General features: G+C 70.9%; 22 protein-coding genes and 1 tRNA gene. 13 read left to right on the top strand and 10 right to left on the bottom strand.

The window, feature by feature from the left end; genetic code table 11:
• Positions 1-148: 148 nt before the first annotated feature.
• From C9J87_RS01115 to C9J87_RS01145, 7 genes are all read left to right on the top strand, one after another.
• Entirely contained in the window at positions 149-1,771 is a 1,623-nt protein-coding gene (locus tag C9J87_RS01115; RefSeq protein WP_010831522.1) for an ABC transporter substrate-binding protein, read from the top strand.
• A gap of 88 nt (positions 1,772-1,859) precedes the next feature.
• Positions 1,860-2,816 carry an ABC transporter permease gene (locus C9J87_RS01120; RefSeq protein ID WP_010831523.1) on the top strand — a complete coding sequence of 319 codons (957 nt, stop codon included), beginning with the start codon at positions 1,860-1,862 and terminating at the stop codon, positions 2,814-2,816.
• Entirely contained in the window at positions 2,816-4,747 is a 1,932-nt protein-coding gene (locus tag C9J87_RS01125; protein ID WP_010831524.1) for a dipeptide/oligopeptide/nickel ABC transporter permease/ATP-binding protein, read from the top strand. Before C9J87_RS01120 ends, C9J87_RS01125 begins: the two co-directional genes overlap by 1 nt.
• Positions 4,744-5,823, top strand: a complete 1,080-nt coding sequence (locus tag C9J87_RS01130; RefSeq protein WP_010831525.1) for an oligopeptide/dipeptide ABC transporter ATP-binding protein — start codon at positions 4,744-4,746, stop codon at positions 5,821-5,823. Before C9J87_RS01125 ends, C9J87_RS01130 begins: the two co-directional genes overlap by 4 nt.
• Positions 5,820-6,755 carry a dihydrodipicolinate synthase family protein gene (locus tag C9J87_RS01135; protein WP_010831526.1) on the top strand — a complete coding sequence of 312 codons (936 nt, stop codon included), beginning with the start codon at positions 5,820-5,822 and terminating at the stop codon, positions 6,753-6,755. The genes C9J87_RS01130 and C9J87_RS01135 overlap by 4 nt, the downstream gene beginning before the upstream one ends.
• Before the next feature lie 4 nt (positions 6,756-6,759).
• Positions 6,760-7,689, top strand: coding sequence for an ROK family protein (locus tag C9J87_RS01140; RefSeq protein WP_107704510.1), 930 nt, complete (start codon positions 6,760-6,762; stop codon positions 7,687-7,689).
• Positions 7,689-8,378: an N-acetylmannosamine-6-phosphate 2-epimerase gene (locus tag C9J87_RS01145; protein ID WP_107704511.1), complete on the top strand. Its 690-nt coding sequence runs from the start codon at positions 7,689-7,691 to the stop codon at positions 8,376-8,378. The genes C9J87_RS01140 and C9J87_RS01145 overlap by 1 nt, the downstream gene beginning before the upstream one ends.
• Positions 8,379-8,399: 21 nt before the next feature.
• On the opposite strand, the gene C9J87_RS01150 is transcribed toward C9J87_RS01145, so the two are convergent.
• The 4 genes from C9J87_RS01150 to C9J87_RS01165 are packed head-to-tail and all read right to left on the bottom strand — an operon-like array spanning position 8,400 to position 12,992.
• Positions 8,400-9,032 (bottom strand): LutC/YkgG family protein, encoded by a 633-nt coding sequence (locus C9J87_RS01150; protein WP_198652191.1) that lies wholly within the window; start codon positions 9,030-9,032, stop codon positions 8,400-8,402.
• Positions 9,032-10,477: a LutB/LldF family L-lactate oxidation iron-sulfur protein gene (locus C9J87_RS01155; protein ID WP_198652193.1), complete on the bottom strand. Its 1,446-nt coding sequence runs from the start codon at positions 10,475-10,477 to the stop codon at positions 9,032-9,034. The genes C9J87_RS01150 and C9J87_RS01155 overlap by 1 nt, the downstream gene beginning before the upstream one ends.
• A complete protein-coding gene (locus C9J87_RS01160) occupies positions 10,474-11,307 on the bottom strand; it encodes a (Fe-S)-binding protein (RefSeq protein WP_232211562.1) in 834 nt (277 codons plus the stop codon). Before C9J87_RS01160 ends, C9J87_RS01155 begins: the two co-directional genes overlap by 4 nt.
• A 5-nt stretch (positions 11,308-11,312) precedes the next feature.
• Entirely contained in the window at positions 11,313-12,992 is a 1,680-nt protein-coding gene (locus tag C9J87_RS01165) for an L-lactate permease (protein ID WP_107704721.1), read from the bottom strand.
• Between the two features lie 112 nt (positions 12,993-13,104).
• Here C9J87_RS01165 and C9J87_RS01170 point away from each other — a divergent pair, with 112 nt between their 5' ends.
• Positions 13,105-13,872 carry a FadR/GntR family transcriptional regulator gene (locus C9J87_RS01170; RefSeq protein ID WP_036490016.1) on the top strand — a complete coding sequence of 256 codons (768 nt, stop codon included), beginning with the start codon at positions 13,105-13,107 and terminating at the stop codon, positions 13,870-13,872.
• A gap of 71 nt (positions 13,873-13,943) precedes the next feature.
• Here the strand turns inward: C9J87_RS01170 and C9J87_RS01175 are convergent, their stop codons facing one another.
• On the bottom strand, positions 13,944-14,435 hold the full coding sequence (locus tag C9J87_RS01175) for a YajQ family cyclic di-GMP-binding protein (protein WP_036490018.1): 492 nt from the start codon (positions 14,433-14,435) through the stop codon (positions 13,944-13,946).
• A 94-nt stretch (positions 14,436-14,529) separates the two neighbouring features.
• On the opposite strand from C9J87_RS01175, the gene C9J87_RS01180 reads away from it, so the two are divergent.
• The 3 genes from C9J87_RS01180 to C9J87_RS01190 all read left to right on the top strand — a co-directional run bounded on the left by C9J87_RS01180 (position 14,530) and on the right by C9J87_RS01190 (position 16,927).
• A tRNA-Tyr gene (locus C9J87_RS01180) sits at positions 14,530-14,615 on the top strand.
• A gap of 149 nt (positions 14,616-14,764) precedes the next feature.
• Complete coding sequence (locus tag C9J87_RS01185; protein WP_107704513.1) at positions 14,765-16,105, top strand: MFS transporter; 1,341 nt, start codon at positions 14,765-14,767, stop codon at positions 16,103-16,105.
• A gap of 84 nt (positions 16,106-16,189) precedes the next feature.
• A complete protein-coding gene (locus C9J87_RS01190; RefSeq protein ID WP_157953077.1) occupies positions 16,190-16,927 on the top strand; it encodes a hypothetical protein in 738 nt (245 codons plus the stop codon).
• 28 nt (positions 16,928-16,955) lie between these two features.
• Here C9J87_RS01190 and C9J87_RS01195 read toward each other — a convergent pair whose 3' ends face one another.
• Positions 16,956-17,888 (bottom strand): metallophosphoesterase, encoded by a 933-nt coding sequence (locus C9J87_RS01195; RefSeq protein WP_107704514.1) that lies wholly within the window; start codon positions 17,886-17,888, stop codon positions 16,956-16,958.
• A gap of 91 nt (positions 17,889-17,979) precedes the next feature.
• Here C9J87_RS01195 and mptB point away from each other — a divergent pair, with 91 nt between their 5' ends.
• Positions 17,980-19,521 carry a polyprenol phosphomannose-dependent alpha 1,6 mannosyltransferase MptB gene (gene mptB, locus C9J87_RS01200; protein WP_010831538.1) on the top strand — a complete coding sequence of 514 codons (1,542 nt, stop codon included), beginning with the start codon at positions 17,980-17,982 and terminating at the stop codon, positions 19,519-19,521.
• On the opposite strand, the gene fahA is transcribed toward mptB, so the two are convergent.
• Positions 19,446-20,681, bottom strand: a complete 1,236-nt coding sequence (gene fahA, locus C9J87_RS01205) for a fumarylacetoacetase (protein ID WP_107704515.1) — start codon at positions 20,679-20,681, stop codon at positions 19,446-19,448. The two genes, mptB and fahA, sit on opposite strands and share 76 nt — an antisense overlap.
• Positions 20,678-21,529 (bottom strand): hypothetical protein, encoded by an 852-nt coding sequence (locus tag C9J87_RS01210; RefSeq protein WP_232819800.1) that lies wholly within the window; start codon positions 21,527-21,529, stop codon positions 20,678-20,680. Before C9J87_RS01210 ends, fahA begins: the two co-directional genes overlap by 4 nt.
• Positions 21,530-21,597: 68 nt before the next feature.
• On the opposite strand from C9J87_RS01210, the gene C9J87_RS01215 reads away from it, so the two are divergent.
• A complete protein-coding gene (locus tag C9J87_RS01215) occupies positions 21,598-22,800 on the top strand; it encodes a homogentisate 1,2-dioxygenase (RefSeq protein ID WP_107704516.1) in 1,203 nt (400 codons plus the stop codon).
• Positions 22,801-22,806: 6 nt separating this feature from the next.
• On the opposite strand, the gene C9J87_RS01220 is transcribed toward C9J87_RS01215, so the two are convergent.
• A complete protein-coding gene (locus C9J87_RS01220; RefSeq protein WP_010831542.1) occupies positions 22,807-24,429 on the bottom strand; it encodes an LVIVD repeat-containing protein in 1,623 nt (540 codons plus the stop codon).
• Positions 24,430-24,466: 37 nt separating this feature from the next.
• Positions 24,467-25,990, bottom strand: coding sequence for an LVIVD repeat-containing protein (locus C9J87_RS01225; protein ID WP_010831543.1), 1,524 nt, complete (start codon positions 25,988-25,990; stop codon positions 24,467-24,469).
• Between the last annotated feature and the right edge of the window lie 42 nt (positions 25,991-26,032).

Genomic DNA, 26,032 nt, shown 5'->3' on the forward strand with positions numbered 1-26,032 from the left:
CCCTCCGTCGTGATCCGTGTCACGCTCAGCATACCGGCATCAGACATCAGACGTCATAGGTCCGGTGAAGTAATTCCGAATCGCATCATCTCGACACAGAGCGCTGGCGGTCTCCGCGGCCAGGTTCTGACCCCCGATGGAGGCAACAGTGAGCATCACCGACACGACACGGTCGGACCGATCGGCGGGCGTGCGACGCCGGCTGACGACGGGCGCGAAGGCGGTGGCCGTGGCCCTCAGCCTCGCGGTCGCCACGGCCGCGTGCAGCGGACCATCCTCGACCAACTCCGGCGCCAGCTCCTCGAACAGCATCGAGGCCACGCTGGCCTTCGCGCTGTCGAGCGGCTTCGACCCGGACAACGCGTCCAGCGCGGTGGCCACGGCGGCCAACCAGCACATCTTCGAGGGCCTCGTCGACCTCGACCCGGTGACGCGTGAGCCCTACCTCGCGCTCGCCAAGTCCGACCCCGTCGCCAGCGAGGACGGCCTGACCTGGACCGTCGAGGTGCGCGACGACGCCAAGTTCTCCGACGGCAGCGCCGTGACCGCCGAGGACGTGGCCCACTCCTTCACGCGCGTCCTCGAGCCGGCGGACCCCGCGGTCGTGCCCCTGATGAACGGCTTCATCAGCTTCATCGAGAGCGTCACCGCGACCGACGACGCGACGGTCGAGTTCAAGCTCAAGACGCCCTTCCCGCTCTTCGCCCAGCGCATCGCCGTCATCAAGATCGTGCCCAAGGCGCTCACTGCCGACGAGGCCGCGTCCGAGGCCTTCGACACCGCTCCGGTCGGCTCGGGCCCCTACAAGCTCGACAGCGCCTCGGCCGAGTCGGGCCTGAAGCTCTCGAAGAACGAGAACTACAACGGTCCTCTTCCTGCGAAGGCGGAGACCATGACGTGGAACACCAACACTGACGCCGCCGCGCGGATCGCCGACCTCGAGGGTGGTCGCGTCCAGGCCATCGAGGCCGTGCCCTACCTCAACGTCGACTCCCTGAAGGGCTCCTACGAGGTCGAGGCCAAGCAGGCCTTCAACCAGGCGTTCTTGATGTTCAACAACTCCGCAGCTCCCTTCGACGACAAGCGGGTGCGGCAGGCGCTGCACTACGCGCTCGACAAGGACAAGATCATCCAGACCGCACTGAGCGGCTTCGGCACCCCCGCCAGCAGCTATCTCGACGAGGGCAACCCGGACTACCAGGAGGCTTCGACGGTCTACGACTACGACGCCGCCAAGGCCGAGCAGCTGCTCGCGGACGCGGGCGTCAAGGACCTGTCCTTCGAGCTGGTCACGACCGATGCGTCCTTCATCAAGGACATCGCCCCGCTCGTGATCGAGGCGTGGAAGGCGATCGGCGTCAAGGCGACGCTCAACACCGTCCCGTCCGCCGCGGTGTACGGCGAGCTCGTCCCCTCGGACAAGTTCCGCGTGCTGCTCGCCTCGGGTGACCCGAGTGTCTTCGGTCCCGACGCCGACCTGCTGCTGCGCTGGTTCTACTACGGCTCGACCTGGCCGTCGGACCGCTACCGCTGGGATGCTCCCGAGCGCCAGCAGGTCGCGGACCTCATCGACGCGGCTTCGCAGGCCGACGACGAGACCGAGCGGGCCGACCTGTGGAAGCAGGCGCTCGACATCATCGCCGAGGAAGCGCCTCTCTACCCGATCCTGCACACGCAGGTCGTGACGGCCTACGACGCCGACGCGCTCGAGGGCTTCGAGGGCGCCGCCACCACCGGCATGTACTTCCTCGATGCCGAGCGCAAGGACTGACCGGACCTGATCCGGCCGCACCGCGTCCTGCCCGGCTTCCCCCCGAGCCGGGCAGGACGCATTCCCCCGATTCATCGAGAGTGAACCCATGCTGACTGTCCTGAGCATGATCGCCAGGCGACTGCTGACCCTGGTCCCGCTGGTCCTGGGGATCACGTTGTTCGTCTTCGTGGTCATGCAGTTCTCACCGGTCGACCCGGCACTGTCCGTCCTCGGCGACCAGGCCTCGGCGGCCCAGGTCGCCGCGTTCAAGGAGGCCAACGGCCTCGATCGTCCGCTGCCGGTGCGCTACCTCTTCTTCCTCGGCGACCTCGTGCGCGGCGACCTCGGGATGACGTTCCCGCCCTCAGTGCCGGTCGCGAGCAAGATCGCCACGGCCCTCCCGCTCACCATCCAGCTCACGGTCCTCGGTGTCCTCGGCGCCATGGTGATCGGCCTGGCCCTCGGCATCACCGCGGCGCTCTACCGCGACCGCTGGCCCGACCAGGTCATGCGCTTCGCCTCGATGGCCGGCATCGCGATGCCGTCCTTCTGGTTGGCCCTCCTGCTCATCCAGGAGTTCGCCGTACGCCGCCCGTTCTTCCCGACCGGTGGCTACGTCAACCCGGCCGACTCGCTGAGCGGGTTCCTCGAGACCCTCGCCCTGCCGGCCCTCGCGCTGGCGGTGCCGGTCGGCTGCTCGCTGGCCCGGATCGTGCGGACGTCGATGGTCGAGGAGCTCGACCGCGACTACGTCCGCACCGCCATCGGCGCCGGCCTGCCGCCCCACGTCGTCGTCGGGCGCAACGTGCTGCGCAACGCGCTCGTCAACCCGCTCACGGTCCTCGGCCTGCGGATCGGCTACCTCATCGGCGGCACCGTGATCATCGAGGCGATCTTCTCGCTGCCCGGCATGGGCACGCTGATCATGACCGCCGTCCGCCAGAACGACACCGCGCTCGCGCAGGGCACGATCTTGACCATCGCCCTCGGCTTCGTCGTCGTGAACCTGGTCGTCGACATCCTCTATCTCTTCGCGAACCCTCGGCTGAGGGGAGGCCACTGATGCACCACCTCCGCCGTCTCAACCTGACCTCGCAGTTCGCCCTCGGCTTCGTGCTGCTCATCGTGCTCGTCGGAGTGCTCGCGCCGCTGCTGCTCAAGCACGACCCGACCCAGACCGGGCTCGACTCGCCACTGACAGGTCCGGGTTCGGACTACTGGTTCGGCCTCGACAAGCTCGGCCGCGACGTCTACTCCCGTCTGGTCGCCGGCACCCGCCGCTCGCTGATGGTCGGCTTCGGTGCCGCCGGGATCGCCCTGGTGTTCGGGGCGCTGCTCGGTGCGCTCGCCGGAACCTCGCGCAACGCCGTGGACGAGCTCGTCATGCGCGTCCTCGACGTCGTGATGGCCTTCCCGGCCATCGTGCTCTCCGCCCTGCTCATCATCTCGTTCGGCAAGAACAGCCTGTTCGTGCTGATCGTCGCGATCGGCTTCGTCTTCATCCCGCCGGTCGCCCGCATCGTGCGCGCCAACGTGCTCTCGCAGTACCGCGAGGACTACGTCGCCGCCGAGCGCATCATCGGCGCGCGCCGCCCGCACATCCTGTGGCGCCACGTCCTGCGCAACTGCGCGGCGCCGATCATGGTGTTCGTGACCGTGATGGTCGCCGACGCGATCGTCTTCGAGGCGTCGCTGTCGTTCATCGGCGGCGGTCTCTCGCCGCAGGACGCCGCCTCCTCGTGGGGCTCGGTCATCGCCTTCGGCAAGGAGATGGTCCAGGTCGGGGGCTGGTGGGCCACCTTCTTCCCGGGCCTGCTGATCCTGCTCACGGTGCTCGCGCTCAACGTGCTCTCCGAGGGCATCTCCGACGCCTGGGCCGCCCCGGCCGCGCGGCGCTCCCTGGTGCGTCGCGACGTCGTCGTCGGCGACCGGCTCGAGCAGGCTCGCCCCGGCAACGGCAAGGTGATCGAGCTGCCCGGCCTCGCCGAGGCGGCCCAGCGCCTGCGGGAGCGGGCCCGGCCGCGGCCGACCGGTGAGCCGATCCTCTCGGTGGAGGACCTCTCGATCGGGTTCGCCGGCGTGCACAACGGCGTCGACATCGTCGACGGAATCTCCTTCGCCGTACGCCCCGGCGAGGTGCTGGGACTGGTCGGCGAGTCGGGCTCGGGCAAGTCGCTGACCGCCCTCGCGGTGATGGGGCTGCAGCCCAAGGGCGCCCGCATCCGCGGCACCATGGCCTTCGACGGCACCGACCTGCTGACGCTCAACGCCACGCGGCGTCGTGCCCTGATGGGCCGCGACATCGCGATGATCTACCAGGACGCGCTCTCCGCGCTGAACCCGTCGATCACGATCGGCGGCCAGCTCAGGCAGCTGATCCGCCGCGGCGGCACGCGTACGGCGGTCGAGCTGATGGGCCTCGTCGGGCTGGACCCGAAGCGCACCCTGTCGGCCTACCCCCACGAGCTGTCGGGCGGTCAGCGCCAGCGCGTCGTCATCGCCATGGCGCTGTCGCGCGACCCGCGGCTGGTGATCGCGGACGAGCCCACCACGGCGCTCGACGTGACCGTGCAGGCGCAGGTGATGGAGCTGCTGCTGCGGCTGCAGGCCGAGCTGGGCTTCGCGCTGATCCTGGTCAGCCACGACCTCGCGCTGGTCAGTGACGTCTCGCACCGCGTGGTCGTGATGTACGGCGGCCAGATCGTCGAGTCGGGCGTGACCACCGACGTGATCGGCGCCCCGGCACACCACTACGCGCGCGGCCTGCTCGGGTCGGTGCTGTCGCTGGAGACCGGCGCCGAGCGGCTCACGCAGATCCCCGGTGTGGTGCCGTCGCCGGCGGACTTCCCGCTCGGCTGCCGGTTCAGCGACCGCTGCCCGATGGCCAGCGACATCTGTCGCGAGCAGGCGCCACCGCTCGTCGGTGAGCCCGACCACCGCTACGCGTGCCACCACCCCGCGCTCCAGCTCGAGGCCACGGAGGTGACCCGATGACCGCCACCCCCGTCCCCACGCAGGCGATCGCCAGCCTGACCGACGTCCACGTCGTGCACCGCACCCGCGGTGGCGGCATCTTCGACCGCGAGCGCGTCTATGCCCTGACCGGGGCCGACCTGTCCATCGCCGCCGGCGAGACGGTGGGGGTCGTCGGCGAGTCGGGCTGCGGCAAGTCGACGCTGGCCAAGGTGCTGGTCGGCCTGCAGAAACCGACCAGCGGCGAAGTGCAGGTCGCGGGCCAGGACGTCTGGTCGATGAGCGCGGCCGAGCGCCGGCTGCACATCGGCGCGGGCGTCGGCATGATCTTCCAGGACCCCGCCACCTCGCTCAACCGGCGGATGCCGGTGCGCCAGATCCTGCGCGACCCCCTCGACGTGCACCGCCGCGGCACCGTGGCCGAGCGCGACGCGCGGATCGCCGAGCTGATGGAGCTGGTCGGGCTGCCGCAGTCGGTCGCCGACGTGCTGCCCAGCCAGCTGTCCGGCGGCCAGCGCCAGCGCGTGTCGATCGCCCGGGCGCTCGCGCTCGACCCGCACCTGATCATCGCCGACGAGCCGACCAGCGCGCTGGACGTGTCGGTGCGCGCGCAGATCCTCAACTTGCTCCTCGACCTCAAGGAGCGGCTCGGCCTGGCGATGGTCTTCGTCTCGCACGACATCCAGACGGTGAAGCGGGTCAGCGACCGGATCATCACGATGTACCTCGGGCGGATCGTCGAGCAGACACCCGCCTCGCTGGTGCCCGAGGGTGCCCAGCACCCCTACACACGGGCGCTGTTCTCGGCGACCCCCGGCCTGCTCTCCCCGCTCGACCCGATCCCGCTCGTCGGCCCGGTCCCCTCGGCGACCAGGCCACCCAGCGGCTGCCCGTTCCGCACCCGCTGCTGGAAGGCCACCGAGATCTGCGCCGGCGAGATGCCGAGGCCGGAGCCCGGTGCCGCCAACGGCGGCAAGCCCCACGACTTCCGCTGCTACCACCCGATCCCGGCCGGCACCACCGACGGCGAGCTCGTCGAGCTGGCGCGGGCGGCCACCCATACCGACACACCACTGCACGTCAAGGAGAGCTCGTGAACACCCCCAGGCCGCGATTCGGCGGCGTCGTCCCGCCCACCGTCACTCCACTCACCGAGGACGGTGCCGTGGACACGGCGTCCCTCGAGCGGCTCGTGGAGCGCCAGCTCGAGGCCGGGGTGGACGGACTCTTCGCCCTCGGCAGCTCGGGCGAGACGGTCTTCCTGACCGACGCCCAGCGCGACCAGGCCCTCGAGGTGATCGTGAAGACGACCGGCGGGGCCGTCCCGGTCATGGCCGGCTGCATCGAGCCGACGACCCAGCGGGTCATCGACCGCGCGCACGCGTCGCAGGCGCTGGGCGTGGACGCCCTCGTCACCACGGCGCCGTTCTACACGTTGGTCGGCCCCTACGAGGTCGAGCGACACTTCCGCGCGATCCACGCCGCGACCGACCTGCCGATGCTGTCCTACGACATCCCGGTGTGCGTGCACACCAAGATCCCCGTCGACATGCACCTGCGCCTCGCCGCGGACGGAGTGCTGGCCGGGGTCAAGGACTCGAGCGGTGACGACGTGTCGTTCCGCCAGCTGCTGGTGCGGCTCGCCGACGAGCTGCCCGACGCCGAGTTCGTCACCCTCACCGGCCACGAGGTGGTCGTCGACGCGATGATGCTCGCCGGTGCCTCCGGCGCCGTCCCCGGGCTGGGCAACGTCGACCCGGACGGCTACGTGCGTCTCGACCGCGCCTGCCGCGCCGGCGACTGGGCGGCCGCGAAGGCCGAGCAGGACCGGCTCACCCGGCTCTTCCGGATCGTCGACGCCCCCGACGCGACGGCCGCGGGCAGCACGCGCGGCGTCGGCGCCTTCAAGACCGCGCTCACCCTGCTCGGCGTCATCGACTCCAACGCGGTGTCCCTGCCCATGCGCCCGCTCGACGCCGACGAGACCGCCCGCATCCGCGGCGAGCTCGAGCTGGCGGGGCTGCTCTAACCAGATGCCCACCACCGAGACGGTCGCCGTCGTCGACATCGGCGGCACCAAGACCGCGGCGGCCCTCGTCGACCGCGACGGAGGCGTCGTACGCCGCAGTGAGGCCCCGACACCGGCGCGAGCCGGCGCCGGGGCAGTGCTGTCGACGGCGTCCGCGCTGGTGGCGTCGTTGCGCGACGACGCGCACCGCCTGCTGGCCCTGGGTGTCGGCAGCGCCGGCGTGATCGATCCGGTCGGCGGCCACGTGCTCGGCGCCACCGACGCGCTGCCCGGCTGGGCCGGCACCGACCTGCGCGGCGAGCTCGCCGCCCGCACCGGCCTGGCCACCACCGTCGTCAACGACGTGCATGCGCACGCGTTGGGGGAGAGCCGGTACGGCGCCGCCCGCGGCCGTCGCACGGCGCTGTTCGTGGCCGTCGGCACCGGCGTGGGCGGAGCCTTCGTGCTGCCCGGGGGCACGCTGGTCGGGGCCAACGCCGCCGCCGGACACGTCGGCCACGTGCCGTCGGCGCACGCGCGCGACCTGCCGTGCAGCTGCGGCGCCACCGGTCACCTCGAGGCGATCGCCAGTGGACCGGCCCTGGTGCGGGAGCACACGCGGCGGACGGGCGTGGAGGTCGCCGACCTCGAGGCGGTGGTCGCCGCCGCCTCCGCGGGCGACGCGGAGGCAGCCTCGGTCATCCGGCTCGGCGGGCTCGCGGTCGGGGCCACCATCGGCGGGCTGGTCAACGTGCTCGACCCGGACGTGGTCGTTGTCGGCGGCGGTGTGGTCAACGCCGGCGACCCCTGGTGGGCCGCCCTGGTCGAGGGCTCGGCCGCGGAGCTGTTGCCGTCCTTGCGTGACGTGGAGATCGTGGGCTCCGGGCTGGGCGGCGACGCAGCACTGCTCGGAGCCGCCGCGCTCGCCTGGGAACTCGTAGGAGAGGAAGCCTGATGATCGACGTGCTCGAGCGGTTGCGCGGGGGACTGGTGGTGTCCTGCCAGGCCTACGGCGACGAGCCGATGAACACCGCCGACACCATGAGCCGGGTCGCGCAGGCCGTCGTGGCCGGTGGGGCCGTCGCCGTACGCGCCCAGGGGATCGACCACATCGAGGCCATGCTCGCCGGCCTCGGTGTGCCCGTCATCGGCCTCTGGAAGGACGGCAAGGAGGGGGTGTTCATCACCCCGACGCTGGCGCACGCCGTTGCCGTCGCCGCAGCCGGCGCGGAGGTGGTCGCCCTCGACGGCACCAGCCGCCGCCGACCGGACGGGTTGAGCCTCGCCGAGACCATCGCCGGCCTGCGCGAGCACCACGACGTCCTGGTGATGGCCGACGTGTCGACCTTCGAGGAGGGCATCGCTGCCGCCGAGGCCGGTGCCGACCTCGTCGGCACGACGCTGTCGGGCTACACCGACTACACGCCCAAGCTGGCGGGGCCGGACCTCGACCTGGTCGCCCGCCTTGCCGGTGCCCTCGACGTGCCGGTCGTGGCCGAGGGTCGCATCCACACGCCGGCCCAGGCCACCGAGGCACTGGCGCGGGGTGCGCACGCCGTCGTCGTCGGCACCGCGATCACCCACCCCACCTCGATCACGCGGTGGTTCGCCGACGCCGTGGCCACGGCGCGACCCCTGGCCTGACGCCTGAGCGGGCGGTGGCGGCTACGACGTCGGCGCGACCAGCAGGACGTGCAGGGTGCGGGGGCCGTGGACTCCCTCGACCCGCTCGAGCTCGATGTCACTGGTGGCCGAGGGCCCGCTGATCCACGTCAGGGGCCGGCCGGCGTCGACGGCGTCGCGGAGCGGGGCGATGGACTCGGGCACGTCGCCGACCAGCTGCGACTCGTGCACGACGCAGATGTGCAGGTCGGGCACCAGGGACAGTGCGCGGCGGCCCTGGTCGGGGCCGTGGTCGAGCACGATGGTGCCGGTCACGGCGATCCCGACCCTCGCCGCGGTGACGACCGCGTCGAACCGGTCGAGCTCGTCGGCGCTCAGGTGCCCGTCGTCGGCCACGACCTCGACGCGGTCGAGGGCAACCAGCCATTCCGTCGGCAGGCCGGGGGGTACGACGATGCGCGTGGCCCGCGAGAGCGCTTGGGCCACTGCCGCCGCGATGCCCTCCGGGGCCACCCGCTCGACGACGGCGCGGTAGTCCTCCACGCACTCGACGAAGGTGGCCGCGACGTCGGCCAGCGGGGTCACGGCGCCGTACGGGTGGTCCGGGGGTGGTGTCCGCTCGGCGCCCTCGAGGGCGGCGGCGATCCGGGCGAGCATGTCGTCTCGGGCGCTCATCACTGGCCTTCCTTCTCGCGCTTCCACCATGTCCTGAAGGACTCTGCGGGCGGAACGGGGGCGTCGCGGGCGTCGCTCCAGGCCGACAGCGGTCCCGGCAGACGCCCGATGGTGTCCTTCTTCCGGAACATGCGGCCGCCCAGCTCGGCGCCCTTCTGGGCCTTCTCCCACCGGCGGTGGTCGGAGAACATCCAGGCGGCGCCCTTCATCGCGATCTCCTCACCGGAGGGCATCCCGCCGCGGTGCTCGTCGACCACGCGCGTGCGCAGGTGCACGAGGAGGTCGGGGATCTCGATCTTGACGGGGCAGACGTCGCCGCAGGCACCGCACAGGGACGAGGCGTAGGGCAGGGACTGGTCCACCTCGCTGGTGGTGCCGCGGAGCTGGGGGTTGAGGATCGCGCCGATGGGGCCGGGATAGACCGAGCCGTAGGCGTGGCCGCCGACGCGTTCGTAGACGGGGCAGACGTTGAGGCAGGCCGAGCAGCGGATGCAGCGCAGGGCCTGGCGGCCGACGGTGTCGGCCAGCGCGTCGGTGCGACCGTTGTCGAGCAGCACCACGTGCACCTGCTGGGGCCCGTCGCCGGGCGTGATCCCCGTCCACGTGGAGGTGTAGGGGTTCATCCGCTCACCGGTGGAGCTGCGTGGCAGCAGCTGCATGAACACCTCGAGGTCCTCCAGCCGTGGCAGCACCTTCTCGATGCCCACGACGCTGATCAGGGTCTCGGGCAGGGTCAGGCACATCCGGCCGTTGCCCTCGGACTCGACGACCACGAGGGTGCCGGTCTCGGCGATGGCGAAGTTGGCGCCGGAGATGGCCACCTTGGCGCGCAGGAACTTCTCGCGCAGGTGCACGCGGGCGGCCTCGGCCAGCTCGCGTGGCTCGGAGGTGAGCCCGGCGGGCGGCGGGGTGCCCACGTGCCCCATCTCGCGCAGGAAGATCTCGCGGATCTCGGCCCGGTTGCGGTGGATGGCCGGGACCAGGATGTGGCTGGGCCGGTCGTGGCCGAGCTGCACGATCAACTCGGCGAGGTCGGTCTCCCAGGCGGCGATGCCGGCTTCCTCGAGGGCCTCGTTGAGGCCGATCTCCTGGGTCGCCATGGACTTGACCTTGACCACCTCGTCGGCTCCGGTCGCCCGGACCAGGGAGGTGACGATTTCGTTGGCCTCCGCTGCGTCGCCGGCCCAGTGCACGGTGGCACCGGCCCTGGTGAGCGACTCCTCGAGCTGGACGAGGTAGGTGTCGAGATGGGACAGGACGTTGTCCTTGATGTCCGCGCCCGCCTGGCGCAGCCCCTCCCAGTCGTCGAGCTCCTCGACGACCCGGGCGCGCTTCTCGCGGATGGTGTGGGTGGCGTGCTGCAGGTTGCGACGCTGCTGGGAGTTCCCCAGCGCCTCCTTGGCAGCGGTCTGGAACTTCGGCATGCCGATGAACGTGCCGCTCATGTCGTCGCCTCCGTGTCGGTGTGCTGGGTGGTCGTCGCGGCGGGCGGGTCGCCGAGCTCGTTGTCGACGGCGAAGTCGCGTTCGGTGGAGGCGAGCACCTCGGCCAGGTGCATCACCCGGACCCCGGATCGTTGTCGGGTGAGGAGCCCGCCGACGTGGGCCAGGCAGCTGTTGTCGCCGGCGACCAGGACCTCGGCCCGGGTCTCGCGGACATGGTGGGCCTTGTCGGAACCCATCGCGACCGACGTGTCGGAGTTCTTCATGGCGAAGGTGCCCCCGAAGCCACAGCACTCCTCGGCCGAGGGCAGGTCGACCAGGTCGATGCCGCGGACCTCCCGCAGCAGCCGCAGCGGCTTGTCGGCCACCCGCAGCATCCGCAGCGAGTGACAGGTCGGGTGGTAGGTGACGCGGTGCGGGAAGGTCGCTCCGACATCGGTCACGCCGAGCACGTCGACCAGCAGCTCGCTGAGCTCGAAGACCTTCCCGGCCGTCGTCCTCGCCCGGTCGGCCAGGGCGGGGCGGTCGCACCCACTGGCAACGGTGGCGTGCTGGTGTCGCACGCTCCCGACGCACGATCCGGAGGGCGCCACGACGGCGTCGTACTCACCGAAGACGTCGGCGAAGCGCTCGACCAGCGGCAGGGCCTCGCGGGCGTAGCCGGTGTTGGTGAACATCTGTCCGCAGCACGTCTGCTCGAGCGGGAACTCGACCGTGACGCCGAGGCGCTCGAGGATCGTGACGACCGCCTTCGGCGTCTCGGGCCACATCGAGTCGTTGAAGCACGTGGCGAAGAGCGCCACCCGCATGCCATGGCCGGGAAGTGAGGTCATCGTGATCACACCATCCAGGACAGCACAGTGGACTGGAGTCCCACCAGCAGGCAGAGCGCGAACAGGAGCCCCAGGCTCCAGCCGATGAGCTTGCGGAAGATGTCGGACTCCCGGCCGGCCAGGCCGACCGCCGCAGCGGCGATCGTGAGGTTCTGGGGGCTGATCATCTTGCCGACCACGCCACCGGAGGTGTTGGCCGCGACCAGCAGGTTGGGATCGAGGCCGGCCTTCTCCGCGGCGGTCTGCTGGAGCGTCGCGAAGAGCGCGTTGGCACTGGTGTCGGACCCGGTCACCGCGGTGCCCAACCAGCCCAGGATGGGGGAGAGGAAGGCGAAGGCGGCGCCGGTGCCGGCGATCCAGTGACCCATCGTCTGGGTCTGGCCCGACAGATTCATCACGTAGGCCAGCGCCAGCACGGAGGCGACGGTGAGGAAGGCGAAGCGCAACGTCTTCGCGGTGGTGAGGAACTCGGTGGCGATGCGCTTCGCCGCGACCCCCTGCACCAGCCCGATGATGATCGCGCAGATGACCAGCAAGGTGCCCGGCGAGGAGAGCCACTGCCACTTGTAGATCGTCGATGCCGACTCGACGGCGCCGTGCAGGCCCGGCCACTCGACCAGCCGGTCGGTGCTCGCCAGGAACTCCGTGACGGGCGTGACCAGCTTGGCGATGCAGAAGACCACGATGACCAGCAGGTAGGGGAAGAGTGCCATCGCGATCCGGCCGCGTGTGAGCAGGGAGGCGCGCTGCGCGACCTGGTCGAGCTCTCGCCTCGCCTCGACGGCCACGTTGCCGCCACCGCTGGGAGCGTCGTCGGGCAGGTCCTCGGCGTCGTGGGTGCTCATCAACCGCTCGGCGGCCTCGGTCGATCCCTGCGGCTGCCACACGCGGAGCATGGCCACCGCGGCGCCCATCCCGGCGAGCGACGCGATGATGTCGGTGAGCTCGACAGAGATGAAGTTGGAGCTGACGAACTGGGCGGCACCGAAGACGGCACCGACGACGAGGGCCAGGGGCCAGATCTCGCGGACGCCGCGACGCCCGTCGGCCACGAAGACCAGGATCAGGGGCACGAACAGCGCCAGGAACGGTGTCTGGCGCCCGACGACGGCACCGATCTCCTCGTAAGGGATCCCGGTCAAGGTGCCGGCGGTGATGATCGGGATCGCCATGGCGCCGAAGGCCACCGGTGCGGTGTTGGCGAGCAGGACCACCATGGCGGCGCGCAGCGCGGGGAAGCCGACCGCGACGAGCATGACGCCCGAGATCGCGGCGGGGGCGCCGAAGCCGGCCAGTGCCTCCAGCAGACCGCCGAAGCAGAAGGCGATGATGATCGCCTGGATCCGTGGGTCGTCGGAGATGAGGTGAAAGGTGGCGCGCAGGTCCTCGAACTTGCCGCTGACCACCGTCAGCTGATGCAGGAACAGGGCGCCGAGCACGATCCACATGATCGGGAAGAGCCCGAAGATCGCCCCCTCGGAGGCCGAGAGCACCGCCAGGTCGGCGGGCATGCCATAGGCCAGCACGGCGACCACGACTGCGACGCCGACGGACGTCAGGGCGGCGAGGTGGGCCTTCCAGCGCAGGGCGCCGAGGGTGACGAAGATCGTCACCAACGGCAGCGCGGCCACCAGCGAGGACAGCGCGAGGCTGTCAGCGATCGGCGCCAGATCGGGTGAGTACATCGGGACCTCCACGGAGAGTTTGTGAACCCGTTGGTCGACCATCCTGTGGTCTGACCACACATGTGGACTGTAGAGTGATCCACATCACCCGTCAAGAGATTGGACGATGCAGATGACCGAGCGCGTCGCGCCCGCTGTCGAGGACGCCCCGGAGGCGCCCTGGCACCCCGTCACGCGGAGTCGCTCCCACGAGCTGGTCCTCGACCAGATCGAGGAGCAGATCCTGGCCGGGACGCTGCGCGTCGGAGATCGCCTGCCGGGGGAGCGCGACCTGGCCGGTCACCTGCAGGTCAGCCGGTCCGCGGTGCGCGAGGCCATCCGTGGGCTCGAGGCGCAGGGGGTGGTGCGGTCCGGCGTCGGGTCCGGCAAGGACGCCGGGACCATCGTCTCCGCCATGCCCAGCGAGGCGCTGACCCGGCTGCTGCGCCTGCATGTCGCGCTCTCGAACTTCCCGCTGCCCGACGTGGTCGACGCCCGCGTGATGCTGGAGCGCTCGAGCGCGGCCCTCGCTGCCGACCACGCGGGCGAGGACGACCTCGACGCCATGCGTGCGGCGCTGGACGGGATGGACAGTGCCGGCATCGGCGCCGAGAGGTTCAACGACCTGGACACCGCGTTCCACGTGGCGATCGCCGAAGCGAGCGGGAATCGCCTCGTCGCGGACATGACCATCGCCCTGCGCGACTCGATGCGCCGCCCCATCCTGCATGCCCTGGAGGCGCTCGGACCGGACTGGGAAGGGGTCGCAGATCAGCTGCGCAAGGACCACCGCGCGATCTTCGCCGCGATCGAGTCCGGAGACGGCGCGCTCGCGGCCGACCGGGTCGACCAGCACATCCGCTCGGCGCACGCCGTGCTGCCCTTCGCGACCCACGGGTGACCGGGCCAGTGGCCGCCGACCTCATGGCGACGGCCGCTGTCCCTGCGGACCGCGGCCGTCCCTGAGGTGGCTCAGCGGTAGTTGGTGAACTGCACCGCGAAGTCGTAGTCCTGCGACTTCACCAGCGCCTGCACGGCCTGGAGGTCGTCGCGCTTCTTCGACGACACCCGGAGCTCGTCGCCCTGGACCTGCGCCTTGACGCCCTTGGGGCCCTCGTCGCGGATCAGCTTGGAGATCTTCTTGGCATCCTCGGTGGTGATGCCCTCCTTGAGCGTGATGTCGATCTTGGACACCTGGCCCGACTGGCGGGGCTCCGTGGCGTCGAGGATCTTCAGGCTCTGCTGGCGCTTGATCAGCTTGTCCTTGAAGACGTCGAGCACGGCGGTGGCGCGGTCGTCGGCGGAGGCGACGATCTCGATGGCCTGCTCGCCCTTCCACTCGATGGAGGCGCCGGTTCCCTTGAAGTCGAATCGGGTGGCAACCTCGCGAGCAGCCTGGCTCAGCGCGTTGTCCACCTCCTGGCGGTCGAGCTTGCTCACGATGTCAAAGCTTGAGTCGGCCATGTGGCTCCTCCGGTTTTCGGTCTTGATCGGTCTGACGCTATCCTCATCTCTCGTTGCTCCTCGACCAAGCTCGCCCTTGGACGAGGAACAGCACGGCAGATTGCCCGAGCGGCCAATGGGAGCGGACTGTAAATCCGTCGGCGTATGCCTTCGAAGGTTCGAATCCTTCATCTGCCACCAGCGGCCCCGCATCGTCGGGGCCGTTCGGCATTTCGGGGGCCAGCGCCGCCGCGGCGTACTCGTGTAGGAGTTGTGGCCGCAGGACCAGGCGATCAGGGGCCACAAGCCCTACACGCGTACGGCGATCGACTCCCTGCGATGCTGGCGCCATGGGCGCCGAGCAGATCCACGACATCGGTCGGCGTCGCGCGTGGGCGATCTGGTCGGTCGCGCTCGCGGTCTATGTCCTGGCCGTCTTCCACCGCAGTTCCCTCGGCGTCGCCGGGATCCTCGCGGCCGAGCGCTTCGAGATCACCGCCACGAGCCTGGCGGCGTTCACCGTGCTCCAGCTGGTCGTCTACGCCGGGATGCAGGTGCCGGTCGGGGTGCTGCTCGACCGCTTCGGCTCGCGGACGCTGCTGCTGTTCGGGCTGGTGCTGATGACGGCCGGGCAGCTGGCCTTCGCGTTCAGTACGTCGTTCGGTGCCGCCGTCGCGGCCCGCGCCGTGCTCGGGGCGGGCGACGCGATGATCTTCGTCAGCGTCATCCGGATCGTCAGCGTCTGGTTCCTGGTCCGGCAGGCGCCGATGGTCACGCAGCTGACCGGCCTCACCGGCCAGCTGGGCGCGATCGCCGCCGCCGCCCCGCTGACCCTGCTGCTCGACCGGCTCGGCTGGACCCGCGCCTTCGCCTCGGTCTCCTCGATCGGTGTCGTGCTGCTCATCGCCGTGGTCTTCCTGGTCAAGGACTCGCCGTACCGCCGTGACGAGGTCGTGCACATCAAGCTGCGCGCCCTGGCCCAGTCGGTCAGGACCGTCTGGGGCAACCCCGGCACGCGGCTGGGCATGTGGTCGCACTTCACCTCGCAGTTCTCCGGCACGGTCTTCGTCCTGTTGTGGGGCTTCCCCTTCCTGGTGCGCGGCTTGGGGTGGTCGGAGGGTGCGGCCAGCGGGCTGCTGATGGCGATGACCGCATGGGCCGTGGCGAGCGGGCTGGTGCTCGCGCGGCTGGTGGCGCGGCTGCCGCTCTACCGCTCCTGGATCGTGATCGGCGTCGTCCTGACGATGGCCATCGCGTGGACCTCCGTGCTGCTGTGGCCCGGGGTGGCGCCGGCGTGGCTGGTCGTCGTGATGGCGTTCGCGACCGCGAGCGGGGGACCGGCGTCGATGGTCGGCTTCGACCTCGCCCGCACCTTCACGCCCGTGCAGGCGATCGGGCGTGCCAACGGCCTGGTCAACGTCGGCGGCTTCACCGCCTCGCTGCTCGTGATGGCGCTGATCGGCGTCGTGCTCGACCTGGCGCAGCCCGGTGGCATGGACGCCTACGCGCTCGACGACTACCGGCTCGCGATGGCCGTGCAGTTCCCGTTCTGGGCCTTCGGCATCGTGCAGATCCTGCGCTACCGCCGGCGCGGGCTCGACCACCTGCGCCGCGTCCACCCGGGCGCCGTCGAGGAGATGCAGGCCGGCCGGCCGTTCGTGCACCCCGGGATCGGCACCGAGGGCGTCTGATCCGCCGACCAATCCGTGACCCGGGTCACACCGAACCTCCAAGGAGGCCACCGCCGGGGTGTGCCCGATCGAGAGGTTCAGCTCATGCGTCTTCCGCACCTTCGCCGCCCTTCGCCGTCCATGGCCGTGTCAGTCCTCGCCCTCGTCGTCGCCTCCACGGGCACCTCCGTGGCCGCAGCCGGCCTGATCGGCTCCGACGACATCGCCAACAAGTCGATCAAGTCGGTCGACGTCAAGGACCAGAACCTCAAGGGCCGCGACATCAAGAACGGCTCCTTGGGCTCGATGGACATCCGCGACAGCTCGCTGAAGGCCCGCGACTTCGCGAAGGGCCAGCTACCTGAGGGCGCGAAGGGTGCCACCGGCCCGGCCGGCGTCGGGCGCTGGGCCCTGGTCGACGCGACCGGCGCGATCGTGGCGCAGTCCGGAGGCTTCAGCATCACCGCGGCCTATCCGACCCTCGCCCCGATGGGCGCGGACGTGACCGGTCTGCGGGCCAACGGCAACGTCTACATCAACGCCGGGGAGAACCTCACCAACAACGGCATCCTGGCGGTGGTCGCGCTCCAGAACACTGTCGACCAGAACGCCGACGGCGTCACCAACGGGCGCGCCGGTGCCGCCGACGCGAACCCCGAGTTCGCCGGCGAGATCTCCGCGGCGATGTGCCAGCCCGGCATCGTCAACTGCGCGCCGCCCGGCGCCGGCAACACCAACCACCTGGTCGTGAGCCCGCGCAACAGCGACGGCACCGTCACCACGGCCGACACCCGCAAGCGGTTCTACGTCGTGGTCACCGGCGACTCCTCCGACCGGCCGTAGCCCCGGGCTGGTCGCGGGGCCTCAGCGGTCAGGTCGTGACGTCGCCCTCGAGCTGGGTGTTGAAGGGCGAGGTCTTGGAGGAGGCGAGCTCGCGCGCCTCCTCGACGCTGAGCCCCTCGATCGCCTCCATGATGTCGAGGCCGATGCCGCTCACCTCGGGGCCGGGCACGAGCGGCACGATCGTGTGCACCAGCCGGTCGGCGTACGCATGGACCATCGTGAACGCCTGGCCGCCGTCGACGCCGGACACGAAGCGGTCGACCGGCGTCGGGTCGACGGTGTAGCAGCTGGCCGACGCGACCGAGACCGGGATGCCCTCGACGAGGGAGTAGGTCGAGAAGTGCAGGTGGCCGGCGAGGATGCCGCGCACGTCGGTGCCGCGGACGACGGCCGCGAACCGGTCCTGGTCGAGCAGCTCGATCAGCTCGGCGGCGCGCAGCATCGGCAGCGGGATCGGTGGGTGGTGCAGCGCGATCAGGGTGCCGTGCTCGGCGGGTGTCGCCAGCACGTCGGCGAGCCAGGCCAGCTGCTCGTCGCTGAGCTCGCCGTGGTGGTAGCCCGGCACGCTGCTGTCGAGGGAGATGATGCGCAGCCCGTCGACCTCGTGCACGCGGTCCTGCGGCTCGTCGGAGGCCTGCCCGAAGAGCTCGCGCGCGTAGTCGGCGCGCTCGTCGTGGTTGCCCATCACCCACACGACCACGGCGCCCATCGCGGCGGCGGCCGGTTCCACGATCTCGCGGAGTCGTGCGTACGCCGCCGGCTCGGCCTTGTCCGCGAGGTCCCCGGTGAACACCAGGGCCTGCGGGGGCGGGTCGACCCGGGCGAGCCGCTCGAGGGAGAGCCGCAGCCCTGCCTCGGTGTCGACGGCGCCGTACTGCCGCACACCGCCGGCCAGCAGGTGCGGGTCGGAGAGGTGCGCGATGACGTGGCGGGGCGGGGCATGCTGCCCGAGCTGCTTCACGCGTCGAACTCTAGACACGCGGGGGAACTGTTCGAGTCGAGTTCACCCGGACGTGGCGGACCCGTCGGTGAGCCGACCTAGCCTCCCGGCCATGTTGACTCGGGGGTTTGCCGGCGGCCTGCTGGTCCTGATCGGGGGCGTCGTCATCTCGACGCTGCCCGAGTCGACGGCGCTCATGCAGATCACGCTGGTGCAGGAGCTCCGGGGCGCGGAGTCCGGTCGGATGGCCGGGCTCGCCGTCGTGCTCGTCGGGCTCGGGCTCTACGCCGCCGCGTGGCTACGCCTGTGCCGGCACGTCGCCCGGGCCGAGGGCGACGAGCGTGAGGACGCGCTCGCGCTGGTCCGGCACGCGACGATCGTGTGGTCGGCCCCGTTGGTGCTCGCGCCTCCGCTGTTCTCCCGCGACGGCTGGTCCTACGCGGCGCAGGGCGTGCTGACGCACTTCCGGATCTCGCCGTACGAGCACGGCCCGGGGGTGCTGGTCGGGCCGATCGTGCAGGGCGTCGACCCGCGCTGGATGGAGACCGCGGCGCCGTACGGCCCGGTGCCGCTGCTCCTCGGCGACGCGGTCGCCGACGTCACCGGCAACCCGTGGATGCTGGTGATCGCGCACCGGGGCTTCGCGCTGCTGGGACTGGCACTGCTGGCGTGGTCGGTGCCGAAGCTCGCGGCCTGGGCCGGCATCAACCCGGCGCTCACGTCGGCCGTCGTGCTGTGCTCGCCGCTGATGCTCGCGCACGGCGTCGGCGGGCTGCACAACGACCTGCTGATGGTCGGCCTGATGACGTCGGCGCTCGTCGTGACCGTGGAGCAGGGCTGGATGTGGGGTGCAGCCCTGGGCGGTCTCGCGGCGGCGGTCAAGCTGCCGGGCGGACTGGTCTGCATCGGCGTCGCGCTGATCGCGCTGCCGGTCGGCGCCTCGGTGGTGCAGCGGCTGCGGCGCCTGACCCAGGTCGGGGCGTTGGCGTGCGGTGCGCTCGTCCTGCCCGGGATCCTGGCCGGGCTCGGCGTCGGCTGGGTGCACGCGCTGGGAGTGCCCGGCTCGGTCAACGTGCCGCTCTCGATGCCGACCGTGCTCGGCGGCTTCTTCGACCTGCTCGCGCGCTGGCTCGGCACCGGCCTGGCTCCCGGCACCTTCCTCGATCTCGTGCGCGCGGTCGCGCAGGTGGTCGCGCTGGCGATCGCGATCCGGGTCGCGCTGACGTGGCCGACCGGCTCGCGGGTGCACGCGGTGCGGGCGGTGGCGGCCGTGATGGGCGCACTCATCCTGCTCAGCCCCGTCGTGCACCTGTGGTACTTCCTCTGGGCCCTGCCCTTCCTCGCGGCCATCCGGCTGCCGCGGCTCGGGACCGTCGGGCTGCTGGCGGCCGTCGTCATCTCCGGGCTCGTCGCACCCCTCGACTCGTCACTGCACGGGGCGTACGTCGCGATCGTGGTCGGCTCCCTGCTGGTGACCGGTCTCGTGCTGGCGCTGCTGGCGACCCGCACCGCCCGGGAGCGGCTCGAGAAGATCGCCACCGCACCGTGGCTGCCGGGCGTGCTGGAACCCGAGCTGGCTCAGGTCGCCGGCAGGATCCGACCCGTCACCTCGCCCAACGCGATCCGACCCCCAGACGTGCCGCGTGCGGTGTAGCGCAGTGTCACCTCGTCGCCGTCCTCGAGGAAGGTCCGCTCGACCCCGTCGAGCAGGAACGGCTCCTTGCCGCCCCACGACAGCTCGAGGAACGATCCCCGCTGGTCGGGCTCGGAGCCGGAGATCGTGCCCGATCCCCACAGATCGCCGGTGCGCACACTCGCGCCGTTGACGGTCGTGTGGGCGAGCATCTGGGCGGGGGACCAGTACATCGAGGCGTACGGCGGACGCGAGACGACCGTTTCGTTGAGCACGACCTCCACGTCGATGTCGAGGCCGGCCCGCTCGCCGACCGCGAGGTAGTCGAGCGGCTCGGGGTCCTGGCCGGGCAGGTCGGTCCACGCCGCCTCGAGGGCGGCCAGCGGGGTCACCCAGTGGCTGATCGAGGTGGCGAAGGACTTGCCGAGGAACGGCCCGAGCGGGACGTACTCCCAGGCCTGGATGTCGCGCGCCGACCAGTCGTTGAGCCCGACGACGCCGAAGGTGTGGTGCGTGAAGTCGGCGACGCTGACCCGCTCGCCGAGGTCCGTCGGCGTGCCCACGACGAAGCCGAGCTCGGCCTCGATGTCGAGCCGGGTCGACGGTCCGTAGGTGGGGGTCGGAGGAGAACCGTCGGTTGAGCCTGTCGAAACCCGCTGGCCGCACGGGCGGACGACATCGGTGCCGCTGGCCACGACGGTGCCGGCGCGGCCGTGGTAGCCGACGGGCAGGTGCTTCCAGTTCGGCAGCAGCGGCGCCTGGTCGGGGCGGAAGATGCGCCCGACGTTGGAGGCGTGCTGCTCGGAGGCATAGAAGTCGACGTAGTCGCCGACCTCGATCGGCAGGTGCAGCTCGACCCGGTCGAGCGGGTGCAGGTGGGGCGCCGTGCGTGCCTCGTGCACGTCGTGGCGCAGCACCTCGTCGATCCACCAGCGCGCGGTCGCCCACTGCTCGGGGCCCAGCGCCATGAAGGCGTTCAGGCTCGGCGACCGCCACGCACGCGCCAGCACCGAGGCGGGGTCGCCGATCTCCGCGACGGGCGCGAGGTCGAGGACGAAGTCGCCGATGCGGACGCCGACGCGGCGCTCGGCACCGTCGAGCGAGAACACGCCGTACGGCAGGTTGTCGAGGTCGAAGAGCGAGCCCGCTGCTCCTTCCACCCAGCTGTGTGTGGCCGTCATGGCTTCTCCAGGAGTCCGAGGTGGGTCAGATCGGCGAGGGGCTCGAGGATCGAGCAGGAGCCGACGCCGGTGAACCACCGTCGGGCCTTGGTGAGGTCGAGCTCGCGGGCGAGGCCGAGCAGCTCGGCCTCGTCGGTCAGCTCCAGCGTCTCGGCGACGTCGGCGGCGCCCAGGCCGGAGTCGGCCTCGGCGGTGGCGGCCAGGACGTTGAGGAACCCGTGGTGCTCGAACCCGGTCTCGGGATCGCGATGGCGTACGGCGTCGTGCAGCCCGGCAGTGCACTTGAACGCGAGCTCGCGGTCGAGCGCGGCGTCGATCCAGGCAGCGACCTGGCCGGCGCTGGGGAACTGGTGTGCCTCGGTCCCGCCCGTGCGGAACTTCAGTCGCAGCTCGGCCGCGGCCACCTCGTCGGCCGCCGCCTCCCAGCCGTAGGTCACGTCGGCGGCGGGCAGCTCGACGAAGACCGGCGTCTCGTCGTCGAGGTCGCCCTCGATCCGGGCGGCGTCGACGGCGGCGACGACCCGGCGGGCGTTGCCGGCCAGGTCGTCGAGGTCGCGGAGGGCGATCTCCAGGCCGGCGACCCGGTTGCCCGCGCGGGCGGCGAGGCGGAGCGCCCCGGCCAGCGCGCCCGCACCGCCGGTGACGACGATCGAGAGCGGGACCTCGGCGTCCGCCACGGCCGGCACCCGTTCATCGGTGACGACGAGGGAGGCCACCAGGTCGGCGTACCACTCGTCTCGTCTCGCTCTGAACGCCGCGACCGCGTCGGGCAGGTCGGCGTTGCCGGGCGGGAAGACCGCCGCGTCGTCGAAGAAGCCGGTCCACATGGCTGGCAGCTGGGTGCTCACGCCGTTACTGTAGTCAATAGGCGCATAGCGGACGAGAGGCGCCGATTATCGGACGAATGGGAATACTGATGGCTCACTACCGCAGTGTCGGGGCGATCCCGCCCAAGCGGCACACGCAGCACCGCGACGACACCGGGGCTCTCTACTACGAGGAGCTGATGGGGGAGGAGGGCTTCTCCTCCGACTCCTCGTTGCTCTACCACCGCGGCGTCCCGTCCGCGCTCGTCGACAGCCAGGTCTGGGAGCTCGCCGACCAGACGCGCACGCCCAACCACCCGCTCAAGGCACGCCACCTCAAGCTGCACTCGCTGGAGACGGGCACCTGTCCGGTCGAGGGCCGCCGCCTCGTCCTCGGCAACAGCGACGTCCGCATCGCCTACGTCGTGACCGGCACGGAGCCGAGCCCGCTCTACCGCAACGCCATCGGCGACGAGTGCGTCTACGTCGAGTCCGGCACCGGCACCGTCGAGTCGGTCTTCGGCGTCGTGCCCTACCGCGCCGGCGACTACGTCGTCATCCCGCGCGCGACCACGCACCGCTGGGTGCCGGCGTCGGAGAGTCGCCTGTACGCGATCGAGGCCAACAGCCACATCCACCCGCCCAAGCGCTACCTGTCGCGCTTCGGGCAGTTCCTCGAGCACGCGCCCTACTGCGAGCGCGACCTGCACGGGCCGTCGTCGCCGTACGTCATGGAAGGGGAGAACGTCGACGTGCTGGTCAAGCACCGCACCAGCTCCGGCATCGTCGGCACCCGGATGACCTACGCGACGCACCCCTTCGACGTGGTCGGCTGGGACGGCTGCCTCTACCCCTACACGTTCAACGTCGACGACTTCATGCCCATCACCGGCAAGATCCACCAGCCGCCGCCGGTGCACCAGGTCTTCGAGGGCTGGAACTTCGTCATCTGCAACTTCCTGCCGCGCAAGGTCGACTACCACGAGCTCTCGGTCCCGGTGCCCTACTACCACTCCAACGTCGACAGCGACGAGGTCATGTTCTACGTCGGCGGCGACTACGAGGCGCGCAAGGGCTCGGGCATCAACCTCGGCTCGATCTCCCTGCACCCGGGCGGCTACGCCCACGGCCCGCAGCCGGCCGCGATCGAGGCGTCGCTGGGTGCCGACTACTTCGACGAGTCGGCCGTCATGGTCGACACCTTCGCCCCGCTCGAGCTCGGCGAGGGCGGCCTCGCCGTCGAGGACCCGGCCTACGCCTGGACGTGGGCGGGCCGGGGCCCCGACGATCCTGCGGTGTTCTCGAACAGCTGACAGCCCTCAGCCGCGACGCAGGCGGCGCAGCCCCACGGCCGCGACGAGGCCGACCCCCAGGGTGAGCCCGGAGGCCGGCAGGCCGATGCTGGTGGGCTCGGCGACGGGCTCAGGGCTGGCCACGACGCCACCGAGACCCTCGGTGACCCCGGCGTCGATCAGCTCGGCGTCGGTCAGCAGCGAGGTCGGGACGAGCGGGGGGACCTCGCGGTCGATCCCGGTGCCGTCGTAGTGGAACACGTCGAAGCCGCGGACCATGTCGTTGCCGTAGCCGTAGAACGACCCGTCCGCAGCGATCTTGTTGGTCTTGAACGACCAGGTGTCGGCATCGGGCATCACGTAGGACCCGACCTCGGTCATGCCCACGCCGTCACCGAACGCCACCGCGGCCGGGAGGGCAGCCACGTCGGCGAGGCCGGAGATGTCCAGCACGCGCACGCCCTGGCCGTACCAGGCGATCGTGAGCATCTCCTGCTCCGGGTAGATCCGCAGCACGTGCGAGGTGCACCGGGACTCGGGGGCGTTGACGTGGTCGATGAACCACGCCCCGACCTTGACCGGGGCGAGCGCGTTGTCGTCGGTGATGTCGTAGACGTGCAGGCCGCCGCCGGGGCAGGTGTAGGTGCTGGTGGCACCTGCCAGCTCGTCGGTGATCACGAGCAGCTCCCGCTCGTTGCCGTCCGCGTCGGTGAGGGTGACCGGGTCGGCCTGGTGGGAGACGTTGATGCTCGGGTCGATGATCTGGGACAGGATCGAGGGGTTCGCAGGATTGGTGGTGTCGAGCACCAGCGTCTGGGAGATGGCCGCCGAGTAGGCGCGGTCGCCGTCCGCGTCGAAGGTGACGTCGTGGGACTCCGATCCCAGCGAGGTCGGGACCACCGGCAGGTGCAGGGTGTGCACCTTCGCCGGGGACTGCACGTCGGAGACGTCCCAGACCTCGATGGTCGGATCGGTGCTCGTGGCGAGGTCGGAGTTGGAGTTGTAGAGGTAGTCGCCGCTCGGGTGGATCGTCATGTTGTGCGACCCGCGGGGCACTGACAGGAACGACACGGTGCGCGGCTTGCGTGGGTTGGAGATGTCGGCGATGACGGTGCCCAGCGCGCGGGCAGGGTCGATGCCCTGGGCGGCGAAGTCGTCGGCCAGGTCGCGGCCGCACTGCGAGGTCGAGGCCTTCACGCCGCCGGAGTCGAAGGCGCTGTCGGCGGTGTAGGCGACGTACGCCCTGCCGCCGTTCTCCCAGACCTGGACGTCGCCCTGGTAGAGCGGGCAGTCGTAGTGCGCCGCCTGGCGGGGCGCGGCCGGATCGGTGACGTCGATGATCCGCAATCCCTTGCGCAGGGTGCCGGCCAGGGCGTACTCCTTCTTGCCGACGGTGATGAACTCGACGTCGGAGCCGTTCTGGTTGACCGGGTCGAGCTCGCCGTCACCGTCGGTGTCGGTGGTGGCCTGCTCGTACTGCAGGTTGGCGACGAAGGACATGTTGTTCGCCTCGCCCTCGGTCGCCACCTGGAGCGCGCGGACGTTGGTGGGGCTGTCGCCACCCCCCTCGTGGGCGAGGGCGGGGGCGGCTGTCAGCGAGAGCGCGACGGCTGCCAGGACGGCGCCGGAGCGCAGGACTGTGGAACGCATGGAGATCTCCTGGGAGAGGGGGTGGGATGGTCTGGGATCAGGAACGGCGACGCTGCAGCCTGCGCAGTCCCATGGCTGCGACGAGGCCGAAGCCGAGCGCGAGGCCTGGGGTCTGCAGACTGACCGCGTTGACCTGGCCGAGGAGTCCGCCGCCCTCGGTCGACGTACGGGAGGTGGGCAGGTCGACCTGGTAGACGTCGAGCCCGCGCACCAGGTCCACGCTGTAGGCGATGTCGCTCCGCTTGCCGGTCGCGACCTCGTTCTTGTTGTAGACCGGGACCCAGTAGGTGTCCCAGACCTCCGAGGCGCCCCAGACGGCGTGGCCGTAGGAGGTCAGCTGCTGGGGGTCCCGGACGTCGATGAACTGGGTGCCGCCGCCGTAGAAGCCCACCGCCGCGATGCCGGACTGGTGGTAGTCGAACCAGTGGGACGAGCAGAAGCCGCCGACGGGCAGCGGGAAGGTGCCGAGGTCGGCGAGCTCCACCTTGTCCAGCGGCACGATCGCGCCCTCGCCGGCGTCGCCGCCGGGCAGGCCCTGCACGTGCCAGGCCTGGAAGGAGCCGGCCGTCTCGCAGTTGACGTCCTCGTAGTCCTCCTCGGTCACCAGCAGGACGTTGCCGTTCGCCAGGGCCGGCGCCGCTCCGGCGACGAAGTTCTCGGCGTTGGGCCAGAAGGAGTTGTGGTGGATGAAGTCGTTGTAGCCGTTGGCCGAGCCGTCAGGGTTGTCACCGCGACCGGCGGCGCCACTGGAGGCCAGCAGCTGCGGGTCGCGTGGGTCGGTGACGTCGAGGATCCGGGTGCCGGTGCGACCCGTGTGGATGCCGTAGCCGGCCGCGAAGTTCCACTTGTGGCCGCCGGTCGCGATCGAGAGCGGCTGCACGCCGGCCGTGACGGCGTCGCCGTCGAGCTCGCGCGGGGCGTCGAGGTCGCGCAGGTCGACGATCGAGAAGCCCGTGCTGCCACCGGAGGAGTAGGCGTAGTCGCAGGCGGTCTCGAGGATGCACGCGACGGTGTGGTCACCGGTGGTGGTGGTCAGGCGAGACCGGACGTGGGGATCGGTGGGGTCGGTGACGTCGACGACGACCAGCTCGTCCTCCAGCGTGGATCCGGCCGAGCCCTCGGGATCGGAGCTGGAGTAGTCGTAGAGGTTGTTGCCGACCAGCACGAACCGCTCCACGCCGTCCTTGGTGCGCCGCTCGCCGCAGTTCATCGCCTCGTTCTCGAAGACGATGTTGTCCAGGACACCGACCAGCTCCGGGTTGGCCGCGTCAGAGACGTCGAAGACGCTGATCGTGTCGAGACCGGAGAGGTAGAAGTACGGCGCGCTCTTGGAGAAGCAGCCGGAGATGCCCAGGACGTCGGGGGAGTTGGCGAGGTGCTGGACGTTGTCGCTCATCAGCCCGAGGGCCGAGGTGCTGGCACCGGGGAGCGACGCGATCCGCGCCGGGTCGAGCCGGGCATCTGGCCCGGAACCGTCGTGGGCCGCGGCCGGTGCGGTGACACCGAGTGCGATGAGGAGGGCCGGGGCCAGGAGCGCGACGGCCAGGGGAGGACGGGACATGGTGAGTCCTTCGGTCAGGCGGAAGCACGTCGCGGGGGTGGT

Origin of the sequence: Nocardioides allogilvus, from assembly GCF_003047285.1 — a bacterium.
Lineage (GTDB): Bacteria > Actinomycetota > Actinomycetes > Propionibacteriales > Nocardioidaceae > Nocardioides > Nocardioides allogilvus.

What these genes read in the sequence shown, in the direction of transcription:
- C9J87_RS01120 (WP_010831523.1), top strand. Translation starts at nt 1,860, where the DNA reads ATGCTGACTGTCCTGAGCATGATCGCCAGGCGACTGCTGACCCTGGTC.
- C9J87_RS01125 (WP_010831524.1), top strand. Translation starts at nt 2,816, where the DNA reads ATGCACCACCTCCGCCGTCTCAACCTGACCTCGCAGTTCGCCCTCGGC.
- C9J87_RS01130 (WP_010831525.1), top strand. Translation starts at nt 4,744, where the DNA reads ATGACCGCCACCCCCGTCCCCACGCAGGCGATCGCCAGCCTGACCGAC.
- C9J87_RS01140 (WP_107704510.1), top strand. Translation starts at nt 6,760, where the DNA reads ATGCCCACCACCGAGACGGTCGCCGTCGTCGACATCGGCGGCACCAAG.
- C9J87_RS01145 (WP_107704511.1), top strand. Translation starts at nt 7,689, where the DNA reads ATGATCGACGTGCTCGAGCGGTTGCGCGGGGGACTGGTGGTGTCCTGC.
- C9J87_RS01150 (WP_198652191.1), bottom strand. Translation starts at nt 9,032, where the DNA reads ATGAGCGCCCGAGACGACATGCTCGCCCGGATCGCCGCCGCCCTCGAG.
- C9J87_RS01155 (WP_198652193.1), bottom strand. Translation starts at nt 10,477, where the DNA reads ATGAGCGGCACGTTCATCGGCATGCCGAAGTTCCAGACCGCTGCCAAG.
- C9J87_RS01160 (WP_232211562.1), bottom strand. Translation starts at nt 11,307, where the DNA reads ATGACCTCACTTCCCGGCCATGGCATGCGGGTGGCGCTCTTCGCCACG.
- C9J87_RS01165 (WP_107704721.1), bottom strand. Translation starts at nt 12,992, where the DNA reads ATGTACTCACCCGATCTGGCGCCGATCGCTGACAGCCTCGCGCTGTCC.
- C9J87_RS01170 (WP_036490016.1), top strand. Translation starts at nt 13,105, where the DNA reads ATGACCGAGCGCGTCGCGCCCGCTGTCGAGGACGCCCCGGAGGCGCCC.
- C9J87_RS01175 (WP_036490018.1), bottom strand. Translation starts at nt 14,435, where the DNA reads ATGGCCGACTCAAGCTTTGACATCGTGAGCAAGCTCGACCGCCAGGAG.
- C9J87_RS01185 (WP_107704513.1), top strand. Translation starts at nt 14,765, where the DNA reads ATGGGCGCCGAGCAGATCCACGACATCGGTCGGCGTCGCGCGTGGGCG.
- C9J87_RS01190 (WP_157953077.1), top strand. Translation starts at nt 16,190, where the DNA reads ATGCGTCTTCCGCACCTTCGCCGCCCTTCGCCGTCCATGGCCGTGTCA.
- mptB (WP_010831538.1), top strand. Translation starts at nt 17,980, where the DNA reads ATGTTGACTCGGGGGTTTGCCGGCGGCCTGCTGGTCCTGATCGGGGGC.
- fahA (WP_107704515.1), bottom strand. Translation starts at nt 20,681, where the DNA reads ATGACGGCCACACACAGCTGGGTGGAAGGAGCAGCGGGCTCGCTCTTC.
- C9J87_RS01215 (WP_107704516.1), top strand. Translation starts at nt 21,598, where the DNA reads ATGGCTCACTACCGCAGTGTCGGGGCGATCCCGCCCAAGCGGCACACG.
- C9J87_RS01220 (WP_010831542.1), bottom strand. Translation starts at nt 24,429, where the DNA reads ATGCGTTCCACAGTCCTGCGCTCCGGCGCCGTCCTGGCAGCCGTCGCG.
- C9J87_RS01225 (WP_010831543.1), bottom strand. Translation starts at nt 25,990, where the DNA reads ATGTCCCGTCCTCCCCTGGCCGTCGCGCTCCTGGCCCCGGCCCTCCTC.